The 15615-nt window shown below is 60.4% G+C and carries 13 protein-coding genes and 1 pseudogene; 5 read left to right on the top strand and 9 right to left on the bottom strand.

Annotation, left to right across the window (positions count from 1 at the left end):
* The first annotated feature begins 4 nt into the window (after positions 1-4).
* The 3 genes from fabA to PSH69_RS22640 all read left to right on the top strand — a co-directional run bounded on the left by fabA (position 5) and on the right by PSH69_RS22640 (position 2219).
* Positions 5-520 (top strand): 3-hydroxyacyl-[acyl-carrier-protein] dehydratase FabA, encoded by a 516-nt coding sequence (gene fabA / locus PSH69_RS22630; RefSeq protein ID WP_018926285.1) that lies wholly within the window; start codon positions 5-7, stop codon positions 518-520.
* Positions 521-531: 11 nt separating this feature from the next.
* Positions 532-1752 (top strand): beta-ketoacyl-ACP synthase I, encoded by a 1221-nt coding sequence (fabB, locus tag PSH69_RS22635; protein ID WP_007937568.1) that lies wholly within the window; start codon positions 532-534, stop codon positions 1750-1752.
* 278 nt (positions 1753-2030) lie between these two features.
* A complete protein-coding gene (locus PSH69_RS22640; protein ID WP_305409892.1) occupies positions 2031-2219 on the top strand; it encodes a hypothetical protein in 189 nt (62 codons plus the stop codon).
* A 66-nt stretch (positions 2220-2285) separates the two neighbouring features.
* Here the strand turns inward: PSH69_RS22640 and PSH69_RS22645 are convergent, their stop codons facing one another.
* The 8 genes and pseudogenes from PSH69_RS22645 to PSH69_RS22680 form a co-directional block, all read right to left on the bottom strand.
* A complete protein-coding gene (locus PSH69_RS22645) occupies positions 2286-2828 on the bottom strand; it encodes a DUF2058 domain-containing protein (protein WP_018926288.1) in 543 nt (180 codons plus the stop codon).
* Positions 2829-2853: 25 nt separating this feature from the next.
* Positions 2854-3687, bottom strand: a complete 834-nt coding sequence (gene mazG, locus PSH69_RS22650) for a nucleoside triphosphate pyrophosphohydrolase (RefSeq protein ID WP_028938909.1) — start codon at positions 3685-3687, stop codon at positions 2854-2856.
* Positions 3688-3798: 111 nt separating this feature from the next.
* On the bottom strand, positions 3799-6042 hold the full coding sequence (relA, locus tag PSH69_RS22655; protein WP_019581222.1) for a GTP diphosphokinase: 2244 nt from the start codon (positions 6040-6042) through the stop codon (positions 3799-3801).
* A 121-nt stretch (positions 6043-6163) separates the two neighbouring features.
* The gene (rlmD, locus tag PSH69_RS22660) at positions 6164-7516 is read right to left on the bottom strand and encodes a 23S rRNA (uracil(1939)-C(5))-methyltransferase RlmD (protein ID WP_305409893.1); all 1353 of its coding nucleotides are present in this window, start codon (positions 7514-7516) and stop codon (positions 6164-6166) included.
* Positions 7516-8418, bottom strand: a complete 903-nt coding sequence (gene cysM / locus PSH69_RS22665) for a cysteine synthase CysM (RefSeq protein WP_018926292.1) — start codon at positions 8416-8418, stop codon at positions 7516-7518. Before cysM ends, rlmD begins: the two co-directional genes overlap by 1 nt.
* Positions 8419-8522: 104 nt before the next feature.
* Positions 8523-9545 (bottom strand): YhcG family protein, encoded by a 1023-nt coding sequence (locus PSH69_RS22670; RefSeq protein ID WP_305409894.1) that lies wholly within the window; start codon positions 9543-9545, stop codon positions 8523-8525.
* A 140-nt stretch (positions 9546-9685) separates the two neighbouring features.
* Positions 9686-10414, bottom strand: a pseudogene (locus PSH69_RS22675) (sensor histidine kinase); the annotation flags it as partial.
* Positions 10415-10427: 13 nt separating this feature from the next.
* Entirely contained in the window at positions 10428-11150 is a 723-nt protein-coding gene (locus PSH69_RS22680; protein WP_305409895.1) for a response regulator transcription factor, read from the bottom strand.
* Between the two features lie 215 nt (positions 11151-11365).
* Between PSH69_RS22680 and PSH69_RS22685 the strand changes: the two genes are divergently transcribed.
* Positions 11366-14116 carry a response regulator gene (locus tag PSH69_RS22685; RefSeq protein ID WP_305409896.1) on the top strand — a complete coding sequence of 917 codons (2751 nt, stop codon included), beginning with the start codon at positions 11366-11368 and terminating at the stop codon, positions 14114-14116.
* Positions 14117-14213: 97 nt separating this feature from the next.
* Complete coding sequence (locus tag PSH69_RS22690) at positions 14214-15203, top strand: 2-hydroxyacid dehydrogenase (protein ID WP_305409897.1); 990 nt, start codon at positions 14214-14216, stop codon at positions 15201-15203.
* A 5-nt stretch (positions 15204-15208) separates the two neighbouring features.
* Here PSH69_RS22690 and PSH69_RS22695 read toward each other — a convergent pair whose 3' ends face one another.
* Positions 15209-15604 (bottom strand): hypothetical protein, encoded by a 396-nt coding sequence (locus PSH69_RS22695; RefSeq protein WP_305409898.1) that lies wholly within the window; start codon positions 15602-15604, stop codon positions 15209-15211.
* Positions 15605-15615 lie beyond the last annotated feature (11 nt).

The raw sequence follows: 15615 nt of genomic DNA on the forward strand, positions 1-15615 counted from the left end.
TCGCATGACCAAACAAAACGCCTTTACTCGGGAAGACCTGCTGCGCTGCAGTCGTGGTGAGCTGTTCGGCCCGGGTAACGCGCAACTGCCCGCCCCGAACATGCTGATGGTCGATCGCATCACCCTGATCTCCGAAGAGGGTGGCAAGTACGGCAAAGGTGAATTGGTCGCCGAGCTGGATATCACTCCAGACCTGTGGTTCTTCGCCTGCCACTTCGAAGGTGATCCGGTGATGCCGGGCTGCCTGGGCCTCGATGCCATGTGGCAACTGGTCGGTTTCTTCCTCGGCTGGCAAGGTCTGCCGGGTCGTGGTCGCGCCCTGGGCTCGGGCGAAGTGAAATTCTTTGGCCAGGTACTGCCGACCGCCAAGAAAGTCACCTATAACATCCATATCAAACGCGTCCTCAAAGGCAAGCTGAACATGGCCATCGCCGATGGTTCCGTGACTGTCGACGGCCGCGAAATCTATACCGCCGAAGGCCTTCGGGTCGGCGTTTTCACCTCCACTGACAACTTCTAAGGGTTATCCGCATGCGCCGCGTCGTTATCACTGGTCTGGGCATCGTTTCGTGCCTGGGCAATGACAAAGAGACCGTCTCCGCTAACCTGCGTGCAAGCCGCCCTGGCATCCGGTTCAACCCGGAATATGCCGAAATGGGTCTGCGTAGCCAGGTTTCCGGCTCCATTGACCTTCCCCTCGAAGAGCTGATCGATCGCAAGATCTATCGCTTCGTCGGCCACGCGGCGGCTTACGCCTACCTGGCCATGAAAGATGCCATCGCAGACTCCGGCCTGACCGAAGAGCAAGTTTCCAACCCGCGTACCGGCCTGATCGCCGGTTCCGGTGGCGCCTCCACGCTGAACCAGATGGAAGCGCTGGACATCCTGCGCGAGAAAGGCGTCAAGCGCGTCGGCCCATACCGCGTAACGCGGACCATGAGCAGCACTGTTTCCGCTTGCCTGGCCACCCCGTTCAAGATCAAGGGCCTGAACTACTCCATCGCTTCTGCCTGCGCCACCAGTGCTCACTGCATCGGTACCGCCATGGAACAGATCCAGATGGGCAAGCAGGACATCGTATTCGCCGGCGGCGGTGAAGAAGAGCACTGGAGCCAGTCGTTCCTGTTCGACGCCATGGGCGCCCTGTCCAGCCAGTACAACGAAACCCCGGAAAAAGCTTCCCGTGCCTACGACGCCAAGCGTGACGGTTTCGTCATCGCCGGCGGTGGCGGCATGGTCGTGGTCGAAGAGCTGGAACACGCTCTGGCCCGCGGCGCGAAGATCTACGCGGAAATCGTTGGCTACGGCGCGACCTCCGACGGCTACGACATGGTCGCCCCAAGCGGCGAAGGCGCCATCCGCTGCATGCAGATGGCCATGTCCACCGTTGACGCACCGATCGACTACCTGAACACCCACGGCACCTCGACTCCGGTCGGCGACGTGATGGAAATGAAAGGTGTGCGTGAAGTGTTCGGCGACAACGCTCCGGCCATCAGCTCCACCAAGAGCCTGTCGGGTCACTCCCTGGGCGCCGCCGGCGTTCACGAAGCGATCTACTGCATGCTGATGATGGAAGGCAACTTCATGGCGGGTTCCGCCAACATCGACGAACTGGACCCGGAAGTGGCAGACATGCCAATCCTGACCAAGACTCGCGAAGACGCCACCATCAACACTGTGATGAGCAACAGCTTCGGCTTCGGTGGCACCAACGCCACGCTGGTACTGAAGCGCTGGCAGGGTAAGTAATACCCCGCCTACGCCACACATAAAAACGCCCCGACTGGTTCGGGGCGTTTTTTTTGGCCAGGTTTTATCTACGGCCAGACAGCCCTTGAAACATGAAACATTTGTCATGGAACTCAACAGCCTGCGACTGAATGTCGCGTATTTCGCGGGCTGCAGCACTTTCTCCGTTTTTGCAATAATCCGTTACCGATTTCAGTCGTTTACTTAGCCAGCTAACAAAACTTATAACAAAGGCCTGCACACGCCTTGCTGCAGATAACAGAGATTGGAGCTAGCAGATGACTGTAAAAGTAACTGAACGCGACGATTCACATATGTCCCATGAAGGCATCGCCGCCGGTATCCGCATCTGGGATGTACATCAACAAGACCTGCTGGTCGGGATGTTCCATTCCGAGACCGAAGCCCACCGATACAAGGCCGAACTGGAATCACTGGAGCAGCAACGCGAAGCGCGTTCTGCATAACCACCGCATTGAAAATGACAAACCCCGCCATGAGCGGGGTTTGTCGTTGTTGCAGCTGCTAACGGCTTACCACATCAGATCGTCAGGAATCTGATAGGCCGCGTACGGATCGTCTTCGGTGCTGACTTCTTCTGTCTTCACATTCAGCTGCACGATGCGCTGTGGGTCGCGCTCCTGAATCTTCAGGGCCGCTTCACGGGGGATCACTTCGTAACCGCCAGCGTGATGCACGATCGCCAGGGAACCGCTGCTGAGCTTGTTGCGCATCAGGGTGTTGACGGAGATACGCTTGACCTTTTTGTCGTCGACGAAGTTGTAGTAGTCCTCGGTGTTCAGCTTGGGCAGGCGCGAGACTTCGATCAATTGCTTGACCTGGGCGGCTCGGGCCTTCTGCTCGGCCTTCTCCTGCTGCTGACGGTTGAGCTCCTGGTCGCGCTTGACCTTCTCGGCCATGGCTTCCTGAGCCGCACGCTGCTGGGAGTCATCGAGTTCGATCTGGCCTTTGTGGGCCAGACGCTGTTGTTTCTGTTTTTCTTTGCCGACCTGTTTGGCCTGCTTTTGGTTGACCAGCCCTGCTTTGAGCAACTGGTCGCGAAGGGAAAGGCTCATGGTGCTTACTCACTTAGGCAACAGCTCAGCCGCAGCTGGGCAAATTCTTTTCCTGACGTTTGGCTTCGCCCCACAAGGCGTCCAACTCTTCGAGGGTGCAATCTTCTATGGGACGGTGGGTGTCGCGCAATGCCTGTTCGATAAATCGGAAGCGTCTTTCAAATTTTGTGTTCGCGCCACGCAGTGCGGTTTCCGGATCGACCTTGAGGTGACGCGCCAGATTGACCACGGAAAACAGCAGGTCGCCGACTTCATCGGCAATCGCCACCGAGTCATTGTCGGCCATGGCTTCGAGCACTTCATCGAGCTCTTCGCGAACCTTGTCGAGTACCGGCAAGGCGTCCGGCCAATCGAAACCGACCTGCCCTGCGCGCTTCTGCAGTTTTGCCGAACGGGACAATGCCGGCAGTGCCGCGGGTACGTCATCGAGCAAGGACAACTGCTCCGGCGCCGAAGACTTCTCGGCGCGTTCTTCGGCCTTGATTTCTTCCCAGCGTTGCTTGACCTGCTCTTCATTCAGACGCGGGACGTCCAGCGGCGCGTACAGATCCCCGGTGGGAAATACGTGAGGATGACGGCGGATCAACTTGCGCGTGATGCTGTCGACCACGCCGGCAAATTCGAAGCGCCCTTCTTCCCGAGCCAGTTGGCTGTAATAAACCACCTGGAACAACAAGTCGCCCAACTCACCCTGCAAGTGATCGAAATCGCCGCGCTCAATAGCATCGGCAACTTCGTAGGCTTCCTCCAGGGTGTGCGGGACGATGGTGGCGTAGGTTTGCTTGATGTCCCACGGGCAGCCGTACTGCGGGTCGCGCAGACGGTTCATCAGGTGCAGCAGGTCTTCAAGTGAATACATCAATCAATCTCTGCGAGAACCTGTGGGAACCGGGCAAGTCGGATCGCCGCACCGCCGCGATCCGACAAGCCAGCTCCCACAAAAGCCTGGCGGCCACAAAAAAGTGAACGCTTACGGTGTGCGGTTACGGCGGGTTTCGATGATGTTCGGCAACTGGGAGATCCGCCCCAGCAACCGCCCCAGCGCATCCAGCCCCGGAATCTCGATGGTCAGGGACATCAACGCAGTGTTGTCCTCTTTGTTCGAGCGGGTGTTGACCGCCAGCACGTTGATCCGCTCGTTGAGCAGCACCTGCGACACGTCACGCAGCAGACCGGAACGGTCGTAAGCGCGAATGATGATGTCCACCGGATAGGTGAGCACCGGCACCGGCCCCCAGCTGACCTGGATGATCCGCTCCGGCTCGCGCCCGGCCAGTTGCAGCACCGAGGCGCAGTCCTGACGGTGGATGCTCACGCCACGGCCCTGGGTGATGTAACCGACGATGGCGTCCCCCGGCAACGGCTGGCAGCAGCCGGCCATCTGGGTCATCAGGTTGCCGACGCCCTGGATCTGGATATCGCCGCGCTTGCCCGGTTTATAGCCGGTGGCTTTGCGCGGGATCAGCTCCAGCTGTTCGTTGCCGCGTTCCGGCTCGACCAGTTGCTGCGCCAGGTTCACCAGTTGCGCCAGGCGCAAATCGCCTGCGCCCAATGCGGCGAACATGTCTTCGGCGGTCTTCATGTTGGCCTTTTCGGCCAGCTTGTCGAAATCCACCTGCGGCAGGCCGAGGCGACTGAGTTCGCGTTCAAGCAAGGTTTTACCGGCCGCGACGTTCTGATCGCGGGCCTGCAACTTGAACCAGTGAACGATCTTCGCCCGCGCCCGCGACGTGGTGATGTAACCCAGGTTCGGGTTCAGCCAGTCGCGGCTCGGGGTGCCGTGCTTGCTGGTGATGATCTCGACCTGTTCACCGGTTTGCAGGCTGTAGTTGAGCGGCACGATGCGCCCGTTGATCTTGGCGCCGCGGCAGTTGTGACCGATTTCGGTGTGCACGCGGTAGGCGAAGTCCAGCGGTGTCGCGCCCTTCGGCAAGTCGATGGCATGACCGTCGGGAGTGAAGATATAAACCCGGTCCGGCTCGATATCGACCCGCAGTTGTTCGGCAAGGCCGCCGATATCGCCCAGCTCTTCGTGCCACTCGAGAACTTGACGCAGCCAGGAGATTTTCTCTTCATAGTGGTTCGAGCCGGACTTGACGTCGGTGCCCTTGTATCGCCAGTGCGCGCAAACCCCCAGCTCGGCTTCTTCGTGCATGGCGTGGGTGCGGATCTGCACTTCCAGCACCTTGCCTTCAGGGCCGATTACCGCGGTGTGCAGCGAGCGGTAGCCATTCTCTTTCGGGTTGGCGATGTAGTCGTCGAACTCTTTCGGGATGTGCCGCCACAGGGTGTGGACGATGCCGAGCGCGGTGTAGCAGTCACGCATTTCCGGCACCAGCACGCGAACGGCGCGCACGTCGTAGATCTGGCTGAACTCCAGACCCTTGCGCTGCATTTTGCGCCAGATCGAATAGATGTGTTTGGCCCGGCCGCTGATGTCAGCCTCGACGCCGGTGGCCTGCAACTCGTTCTTGAGCTGGGTCATCACATCGCTGATGAAGCGCTCGCGATCCAGCCGTCGCTCATGGAGCAACTTGGCGATCTGCTTGTACTGGTCGGGCTCGAGGTAACGGAAGGACAAGTCCTCCAGCTCCCACTTGATATGACCGATACCGAGGCGGTGAGCCAGTGGCGCGTAGATGTCGAAGACTTCACGGGCGACGCGGTTACGCTTCTCGTCATCGGCGGTTTTTACCGCACGGATCGCACAGGTGCGCTCGGCCAGTTTGATCAGCGCGACGCGCACGTCGTCGACCATGGCCACGAGCATCTTGCGCAGGTTTTCCACCTGGCCTTGGGTGCCCATCACCATGGATTTACGCGGACTCAGACTGTCACTGATCGCCGCCATGCGTTGCACGCCGTCAATCAGTTTGGCGACCACCGGGCCGAAGCGCTGGCTGACCGCCGGCAACTGGATCTGGCCTTCGCGCACGCCGCGGTACAAGACTGCCGCGACCAACGAATCCTGATCGAGTTTGAGGTCGGCGAGAATCTCGGCGATCTCAAGGCCGGTGCGGAAACTCGAGGTCCCTTCGGACCACAGGTTTTTCGCCGCATTGGCTTGTTGTTCGGCCTCGCGAGCGAACTCGCAGGCTTCTTTCAAGGCTTCGCGATCCAGTGCCGTATCGATACTGACCGCGTGATCGAGCCAAGCCTCGAGATTGATACTGCCGTCAGTGTTGATCGGCTGGTGTGCTCTCACCTGTACCATCTTGCTTTACCTTCCCTACGACGCAGATTCAATGCGTCAAATCGCTGACCTTCATTGTCCGGGCGCCCCGCCGGGCTGATGCGTGGCGGCACGGACGGTCAGTCGGACCAGACGAGCCATCCTAGCTCGCTTCAAATAACGCCATGGCCTCGACATGCGCCGTTTGAGGAAACATATCGAGAATCCCGGCACGTTTTAACCGGTAGCCCTGCTTGATCAATTCGACCGTGTCGCGCGCCAGAGTTGCAGGGTTGCATGACACATAAACCAATCGTTCGGCACCCAGGGACGCAAGCTTGCGCACCACCTCGAAAGCACCGTCGCGAGGTGGGTCCAAGAGTACCGCACAAAAGCCTTCGCTGGCCCATTCGGCATCAGCCAAAGGCTGGGATAAATCGGCCTGAAAAAATTTCGCGTTATGCAAATTATTACTAGCGGTGTTCGCGGCGGCCCGCTCGACCATGGCCTGCACACCTTCCACCGCCACCACTTCACGAACGGTCCTGGCCAGCGGCAAGGCAAAGTTGCCCAATCCGCAGAACAGGTCCAGAACCCGCTCATCGGCTTTCGGCGCCAACCATTCCAGCGCCTGAGCGATCATCGCTTCGTTGACCCCGGCGTTGACCTGGATGAAATCTCCAGGCCGATACGCCAGGTTCAAGTCCCACGGTTCAAGGCGATAGGCCAGGGTCTGATCGGCCTCGACCGGTTGCGGCTCGCCGTCGCCATGCAGCCACAACTGGGCCTCATGGAACGCGCAGAATTCCTTGAGGATCGTCATATCGGCTTCGGACAACGGCGCCATGTGCCGCAGCAATACCGCCAATGACGAACCGCTGAACAATTCCACATGCCCCAGTGCCTGAGGTTTGCTCAAGCGCCGCAACATATCCGGCAAGCAGGTCATGATCGGCTGCAAGGGCTGTACCAGCACCGGGCACTCGTTGATGGCAACGATGTCCTGGCTGCCGGCAGCGCGGAAACCGACTTCGAGTTTTTTCGCCTTCATGTCCCAACGCACCGCCACCCGGGCACGACGCCGGTAGCCGAATTCCGGACCGCTCAATGGCGCAGCCCACTCTTCGGGTTCGACGCCGGCAACCCTCGACAATTGCTCGGCGAGCATGCGCTGTTTCAGGGCGAGTTGTTCGTTGTGGGGCAGATGCTGCACGCTGCAACCACCGCAGCGACCGGCATGGGCGCACGGTGCCGGGCGGCGCAATTGGCTGGCCTGGAACACCCGCTCGGTACGCGCCTCGACCACTTTACCGTGGGCACCCAAGACCCGCGCCTCGACCTCTTCACCGGCCAAGGCGCCGATGACGAACCAGGTGCGACCTTCAAAAAATGCGATACCGCGACCGTCATTAGCCAGGCGCTCGATGGTCAAACGCTGCTTTTTGCCGGTCGGGACTTGCGGGGCCTTGCTGCCGCCCGTGGGCTGAAAGCGCAGGCCTCTCTCTTGCTTGGCCATCAGTTTGGCGCGTCGAAAATGCCGGTCGACAAGTAACGGTCGCCACGGTCACAGATGATCGCGACAATCACCGCGTTTTCAACTTCTTTGGACAGGCGCAGCATCGCCGCCACTGCACCGCCCGAAGACACGCCGCAGAAAATGCCTTCTTCGCGCGCCAGACGACGGGTCACGTCCTCGGCCTCGCTTTGCGCCATGTCGACGATCCGGTCCACGCGATCGGCCTGATAAATTTTCGGCAGGTATTCCTGCGGCCAGCGACGGATACCCGGAATCGCCGAGCCTTCCATCGGTTGCAGACCGATGATCTGCACGTTCTCGTTCTGTTCTTTCAGGTAGCGCGAGACACCCATGATGGTGCCGGTGGTGCCCATCGAGCTGACGAAATGCGTGATGGTGCCCTGGGTCTGACGCCAGATTTCCGGACCGGTGGTGGTATAGTGCGCCTCGGGGTTGTCACCGTTGGCGAACTGGTCCAGCACCTTGCCACGGCCTTCGGCTTCCATTCGCTGGGCGAGGTCGCGCGCGCCTTCCATGCCTTCTTCCTGGCTGACCAGAATCAGCTCGGCGCCATAGGCCGTCATCGCGGCTTTACGCTCGGCGCTGGAGTTGTCCGGCATGATCAGGATCATCTTGTAACCCTTGATCGCGGCGGCCATGGCCAGGGCAATCCCGGTGTTACCCGAAGTCGCTTCGATCAGCGTGTCGCCGACGTGGATCTGCCCGCGCAATTCGGCGCGGGTGATCATCGACAGCGCCGGACGGTCCTTGACCGAACCCGCCGGGTTGTTCCCTTCGAGCTTGAGCAAAAGCGTGTTGCTGGTGACGCCAGGCAGGCGCTGTAAACGGACCAGCGGAGTGTTGCCGACGCAATCGGCGATGGTTGGGTACTGCAAGGTCATGGCGTATTCGCAATCCGGACTGCGGGGGCGCCTATCATACCGGCAAACGTGCGCAGGCCATATCACGCAAAGTAAGGGGCTTATGGCTTATGGGAATAAGCAGTTCACTCCTCTTCTCCTTGTGCAATATTCAATGCATAAAACTCATGCAATTTGGCCTGCAGCAGCTGTTTGTCCGGAAGCTGGACCTGGTATTCAGCGATCAACGCTGGCGACAGGCTGCGGTTAAGGGCGTATTCGACCACTTCGTCATCCTTACTGGCGCAGAGCAACACACCGATGGCCGGGTTTTCGTGGGGTTTGCGTTCATCTCGATCCAGCGCTTCCAGATAGAAGTCCAGCTTGCCCAAGTACTCCGGCTCGAAACGGCCGACCTTGAGTTCGATAGCGATCAAGCAGTTGAGTCCACGATGGAAAAATAACAGGTCCAGAGCAAAGTCACGCCCTCCGACTTGCAGCGGGTATTGGGAGCCGACAAAGCAGAAGTCGCGGCCCAACTCGATCAGAAATTGCTTGAGTCGCGCCAGCAACCCTTGATGCAGATCAGTTTCGGCATGGCCGCCGGGCAGGTCGAGAAACTCGACCATGTAAGCATCGCGGAATATCTCAAGCGCCGCAGGGTTGGCTTGTCTCAGCACTGGAGAGACTTTTGGCGGTTGGGTGATGCTGCGCTCGAACAGCGCAGCTTTGTGCTGACGTTCCAGCTCTCGCGTCGACCACTTTTCCTGCACAGCCAGACGCAGATAAAACTCACGCTCTTGCGGGTGTTTACTTTGAGTCAGAATGAGCAGGTTATGGGTCCAGGGTAATTGTGTCAGCAGCGCTGACACTTTCTCATTGCCCCGATAAGCTTCGTAGAACTGACGCATACGAAACAGATTGCGCCGGGTAAACCCGCGCAACCCTGGTTGAGTCTTGGCCAGATGTTCAGCCAGCTGACTGACCACGGCATCGCCCCACTCAGCCTGCTCCAGCTTGCGGCTGATGTAAGCACCGACCTGCCAGTACAGTTCGATCAGCTGGGTATTGACCGCCTGTACGGCCTGCTGTCTGGCACTGTGAATCAGCGCAAGTACCTCATCGAAACGGACATCTGCGGTGGTGCCGGCAATATTGGATGCATTCATGCCCAACTCCTTGATGATGAGGAAAAACGTGACTCTAAACCGTCAAGGCAGCCTGAAGGTGTCGGCGAAAGGCTTTAGGAAAGGTCGTACAAAAAAACGCGAACGCTCCGGCAAAATCTGCGAGCAGGGCCTGGGGTTGATCACGCAATGAGTGGTCGACACATGTCCACTGTAGGTGCAGGCCTGTTCGCGATGGCGTCAGCATTGTCGCCATGGAGATCAGCCAGTAACAGCATATTCAGCCGTAAGCCCCGCCCTGCATTCTCCGCCCAAAGCCGCCCGCCCTGCCGCTGCACCGCATTCCTCGCAATGCTCAACCCCAATCCGAACCCACCCTCCCCCGGCCGTGAGCCGTCGAGCCGGATGAACGGCGAGAAGATCCGCTCAAGATCCTCGTCAGCCACCCCACCGCCCTCGTCCTCCAGCCACAGGTGCCAAAAGTCGCCATCACGCCGGCCACCGAACATCACGACACCGCCCTGCGGTGAATGACGAATGGCATTGCGCAGAATGTTTTCCAGCGCCTGGGCCAGGGTATTGAGATGGCCGCGCACCCAGCAGGAGGCATCCACCGCACAGTGCAACTGACTCGCCGGCCAGCTGCTTTCATAGCAAGCGTTTTCCGTGAGCATTTCCCACAAGGCCTGGACCTGGATCGCTTCATCGGGCAAAGACGTGCGCACGGTGTCGAGCCAGGCCAGTTGCAGCGCATCCTCGACCAGGCGCTGCATGCCGTCGACTTCCCGGCTAATGCGCTCGCGCAATTGTTCCAGGTCCTGCTCGCTTTCGCAGGCCACCCGTAACCGGCTGAGCGGCGTGCGCAATTCGTGGGACAGATCGCGCAGCAGTTGCTGTTGCAGGGCCACCGTGCGGCCCGGCACGTCAGACCACTTCATCGACCGTACTCAATACATACCCTTTGCCCCAAACCGTGCGCACTTCACGCTCGGTGTAACCGATGGCCTTGAGCTTGCGGCGAATCTGGCTGATGTGCATGTCGAGGCTGCGGTCATGGGGCGCATAACCGCGCTGCAATACCTGCTGATAAAGGAACGCCTTGCTCAACACTTCATCGTCGTTGCGGTTCAGCGTGTCCAGCAAGCGGTACTCGCTGCGGGTCAGGCCGGCCGCGTACTCGCCCCAAAAGACCTCGCCCAGTTCATCGTCAAAACGCAGGCAGTCCGTCGCAGGGGGCGTCGGTATCGGCGCTGGTCGACGGTCGAACGCTACCCGCCGCAGGATCGCTTCGATGCGCACCCGCAACTCGGCCATGCTGAAAGGCTTGGGCAGGTAATCGTCGGCCCCGAGGCGAAAACCACTGATGCGATCCGCCTCGGCACCCAGCGCCGACATCAGCACCACTGGCGTGGAATGGCTCTGGCGCAATTGGGTCAGCACCGCCAGGCCATCGAGCCCCGGCAAGAGAATATCCATCAACACCACATCGAAGGCCTGCTGGCGCGCAATCGCCAGGCCTTCCTGCCCGTTCTGGCACCAGGTCACCTGAAAACCGTAGCGCCCCAGATGCTCATGAACATAAGCACCGAGCACTGGATCGTCTTCGATAGAGAGGATGCGAGGATGGCCAATAGCAATGGGAGTCATGAGTATCTGCAAATAATTCTCAATTGATGATTATTCAAGATTGCCTCTCCAGGGGCAACCCAAGGTTTGCCTCCCTGGACCAAAGCATTGAACTGACCGACGAATAACGACATCAATTTTACGAAGATTGCCCGCATGCAAATCGCTACACTGCGCAGGTGGCGCGTGCCGGACGCATGTGCAGGTCAATAAACAGCTGGATGCAGGAGAGATGCGTGCTCAAGAAACTGGGAATTAAAGGCCGCGTGCTGTTACTGACCCTGTTGCCGACCACCCTGATGGCGTTGGTCCTGGGCGGCTATTTCACCTGGATGCAGCAATCGGACCTGCAATCCCAACTCATGCAACGCGGCGAAATGATCGCCGAACAGCTGGCCCCCCTGGTGGCGCCGGCCATGGGCCGCAAAGACAACGAGCTGCTGGAGCGCATCGCCACCCAGTCCCTGGAACAGACCGACGTGCGCGCGGTGACCTTCCTCGCCCCCGACCGCACGCCGCTGGCCCATGCCGGCCCGACCATGCTCAATCAGGCGCCCCTGGGCAACGGTTCACAGTTGCTGCGCCGCAGTGGCAATGACGCCACGCGTTACCTGCTGCCGGTGTTCGGCAAGCACCGCAACCTGGCCGGCGACCTGATCCCCGATGAAGCCGACCTCCTGCTGGGCTGGGTCGAACTCGAACTGTCCCACAACGGCATGCTGCTGCGCGGTTACCGCAGCCTGTTCGCCAGCCTGCTGCTGATCGGCGGAGGCCTGGCCGGTGCGGCGCTGCTGGCGTTACGCATGGGCCGAACCATCAACCGGCCATTGAGCCAGATCAAACAAGCCGTGGCGCAACTCAAGGACGGCCATCTGGAAACCCGCCTGCCGCCCCTCGGGAGCCAGGAACTGGATGAACTGGCGTCCGGCATCAACCGCATGGCCGGGACGCTGCAGAACGCTCAGGAAGAATTGCAAAACAGCGTCGACCAGGCCACCGAAGACGTGCGTCAGAATCTGGAAACCATCGAAATCCAGAACATCGAGCTGGACCTGGCGCGCAAGGAAGCCCTGGAGGCGAGCCGGATCAAGTCCGAGTTCCTGGCCAACATGAGCCATGAAATCCGCACGCCGCTCAACGGCATTCTCGGCTTCACGCACCTGCTGCAAAAAAGCGAACTGACACCGCGCCAGCTCGATTACTTGGGCACCATCGAAAAGTCCGCCGACAGCCTGTTGGGGATCATCAACGAGATTCTCGACTTCTCGAAAATCGAGGCCGGCAAACTGGTGCTCGACCATATTCCGTTCAACCTGCGCGACCTGCTGCAAGACACCCTGAACATCCTCGCCCCGGCCGCCCACGCCAAAGAGCTTGAGCTGGTGAGCCTGGTTTATCGCGATACGCCACTGTCGCTGGTGGGCGATCCGTTGCGACTCAAGCAGATCCTCACCAACCTTGTGAGCAATGCGATCAAGTTCACCCGCGAAGGCACCATCGTCGCCCGGGCGATGCTCGAAGAAGAGCATGAAGACAGCGTGCAACTGCGCATCAGCATTCAGGACACCGGCATCGGTCTGTCGAACCAGGACGTGCGCGCCCTGTTCCAGGCCTTCAGCCAGGCCGATAACTCATTGTCCCGACAACCCGGCGGCACCGGCCTCGGATTGGTGATTTCCAAACGGCTGATCGAACAAATGGGCGGCGAGATCGGCGTCGACAGCACGCCGGGCGAAGGCTCGGAGTTCTGGATCAGCCTGAGCCTGCCCAAAACCCGCGACGACGCCGAAGACCTGCCCGGCCCACCGTTGCTCGGGCAGCGGGTGGCCGTCCTGGAAAACCATGAACTGGCCCGTCAGGCATTGCAGCATCAACTGGAAGACTGCGGCCTGAGCGTCACGCCGTTCAATACCCTGGAAAGCCTGGCCAATGGCGTGACCGGCGCCCACCAGACCGATCAGGCAATCGGCCTGGCGGTGCTCGGCATCACCAGCAACGACATGCCGCCGGAGCGCCTCAACCAGCACATCTGGGACCTTGAACACCTGGGCTGCAGAGTGTTGGTGCTGTGCCCGACCACCGAACTGACGCTGTTCCATCTCTCGGTGCCCAACCCCCACAGCCAGCTCCAGTCCAAACCGGCCTGCACCCGCAAGCTGCGTCGGGCCCTGTCTGATCTGGTCAACCCGCGCCAGCAGCGCAGCGACCCCGCCGAACCGGTTTCCAGCCGCGCGCCGAAGGTCCTTTGCGTGGACGACAACCCGGCCAACCTGCTGCTGGTGCAAACCCTGCTCGAAGACATGGGCGCCAAGGTGCTCGCGGTAGAAAGCGGTTACGCCGCGGTCAAGGCCGTACAGAACGAGACTTTCGACCTGGTGTTGATGGACGTGCAAATGCCCGGCATGGATGGGCGCCAAAGCACTGAAGCCATTCGCCAATGGGAAAGCGAGCGGCATTGCACGCCACTGCCGGTCGTGGCCCTCACCGCCCATGCGATGGCCAATGAAAAACGCGCATTGCTGCAAAGCGGCATGGACGACTACCTGACCAAACCCATCAGCGAACGGCAACTGGCGCAAGTGGTGTTGAAATGGACGGGCCTGGCGCTGCGCAATCAGGGGCCGGAGCGTAATAGCGATAACAACAGCGGTCATGAACTGCAGGTGCTCGACCACGAAGAAGGCCTGCGCCTGGCGGCCGGCAAGGCCGATCTGGCGGCGGACATGCTGGCCATGCTGCTGGCCTCCCTGGAAGCCGACCGCGAGGCCATCCGCGTAGCTCGTGAAGCCAACGACCAGAACGCCCTGATCGAGCGGGTCCATCGCCTGCACGGGGCAACCCGTTATTGCGGCGTCCCGCAACTGCGCGCCGCCTGCCAGCGCAGCGAAACCCTGCTCAAGCAACAGGACCCGAAAGCCCCCGTCGCGCTGGAAGAACTCGAACGCGCCATCAATCGCCTCGCGGCCCATGCGCGCATCAATGCCTGATGCAGCGCAATAACGCAGGAGGGCCTGAACGCTAAACTTAAACCCTGTAGCAGCTGCCGAAGGCTGCTACGGGGTTTGAGACTTCCAGGAGGACAGCATGCGCACGATTCTTTTCAGCAGCCAGACCTACGACTGCGAGAGTTTTCTCGCCGCCGACCTGCCCGCCGGCATCGAACTGCATTTCCAGCCGGCACGACTGAGCCTCGACACGGCGGCGCTGGCCGAGCATCACGAGGTGGTCTGCGCCTTCATCAACGACGACCTCAGCGCTCCGGTGCTTGAACGCCTGGCAGCAGGTGGCACACACTTGATCGCCCTGCGCTCGGCCGGTTACAACCATGTCGACCTCGCGGCGGCGAAGCGCCTGGGGCTGACGGTTGTGCGGGTCCCGGCCTACTCACCCCACGCCGTGGCCGAACACGCGGTGGCGTTGATCCTGGCGCTCAACCGCCGTCTGCACCGCGCCTACAACCGTACCCGCGAGGGCGATTTCAGCCTGCACGGGTTGACCGGTTTCGATCTGGTGAACAAGACCGTCGGCGTGGTCGGCACCGGGCAGATCGGCGCGACCTTTGCGAAAATCATGCACGGCTTCGGCTGCCAATTGCTGGCCTATGACCCCTATCCGAACCCACAGGTCGAAGCCCTCGGCGCACGCTACCTGAGCTTGCCGCAACTGCTGGCCGAGTCTCAGATCATCAGCCTGCATTGCCCGCTCAACGAGCAGAGCAAACATTTGATCAACCGCGAGTCACTGGCGCACATGCAGCCCGGCACGATGTTGATCAACACCGGTCGTGGCGGTCTGGTGGACACGCCGGCGCTGATCGACGCATTGAAAAACGGCCAATTGGGCTATCTGGGGCTCGATGTCTATGAAGAGGAGGCGCAGTTGTTCTTCGAGGACCGCTCCGACCTGCCACTGCAAGACGATGTGCTGGCGCGCCTGCTGACCTTTCCGAACGTGATCATCACCGCACACCAGGCCTTCCTCACTCGCGAAGCCCTGGGTGCGATTGCCGCGACCACATTGCAGAACATCGCGGCCTGGGCGGCCGGCTCGCCACACAATCAGGTCGAGCGCTGAACGGCTCAGGCCTTGGACAAGACGAACATCAGGCCCAGCCAGCCGAAGCCCAACAAGCGTTGCCCCGTTGAATGCCCGCGACGCAGCAGGAACCAGACAAAAAACGGCGGCAGAAAGAAAATCATCAGTTTCAGCCAGAGTTCCACCGGACGCGGTCCATTGAGCACCGGTGCCGGGACCTCAGCCTGGATTTCGGTTTTTCGTTTACGCCCGAAGGCGGCCGGGGTCACCCGAGGCACACTCTCATTGCTCGGCAAACGCCCGAAAGAAAGCGGTGCTTCCACAGGCGCTGCCGTCGAAGTGGCCGCGTGCACCATTGCCGCAGGCGCACCGCAATGAATGCAAGCAGGCGCCACGGAACTGATGCGTTGCTTGCACTCGTAACATTCGATCAACGCCATTTCTGTTCCTT

Source organism: Pseudomonas sp. FP1740 (genome assembly GCF_030687165.1).
Classification (GTDB): domain Bacteria; phylum Pseudomonadota; class Gammaproteobacteria; order Pseudomonadales; family Pseudomonadaceae; genus Aquipseudomonas.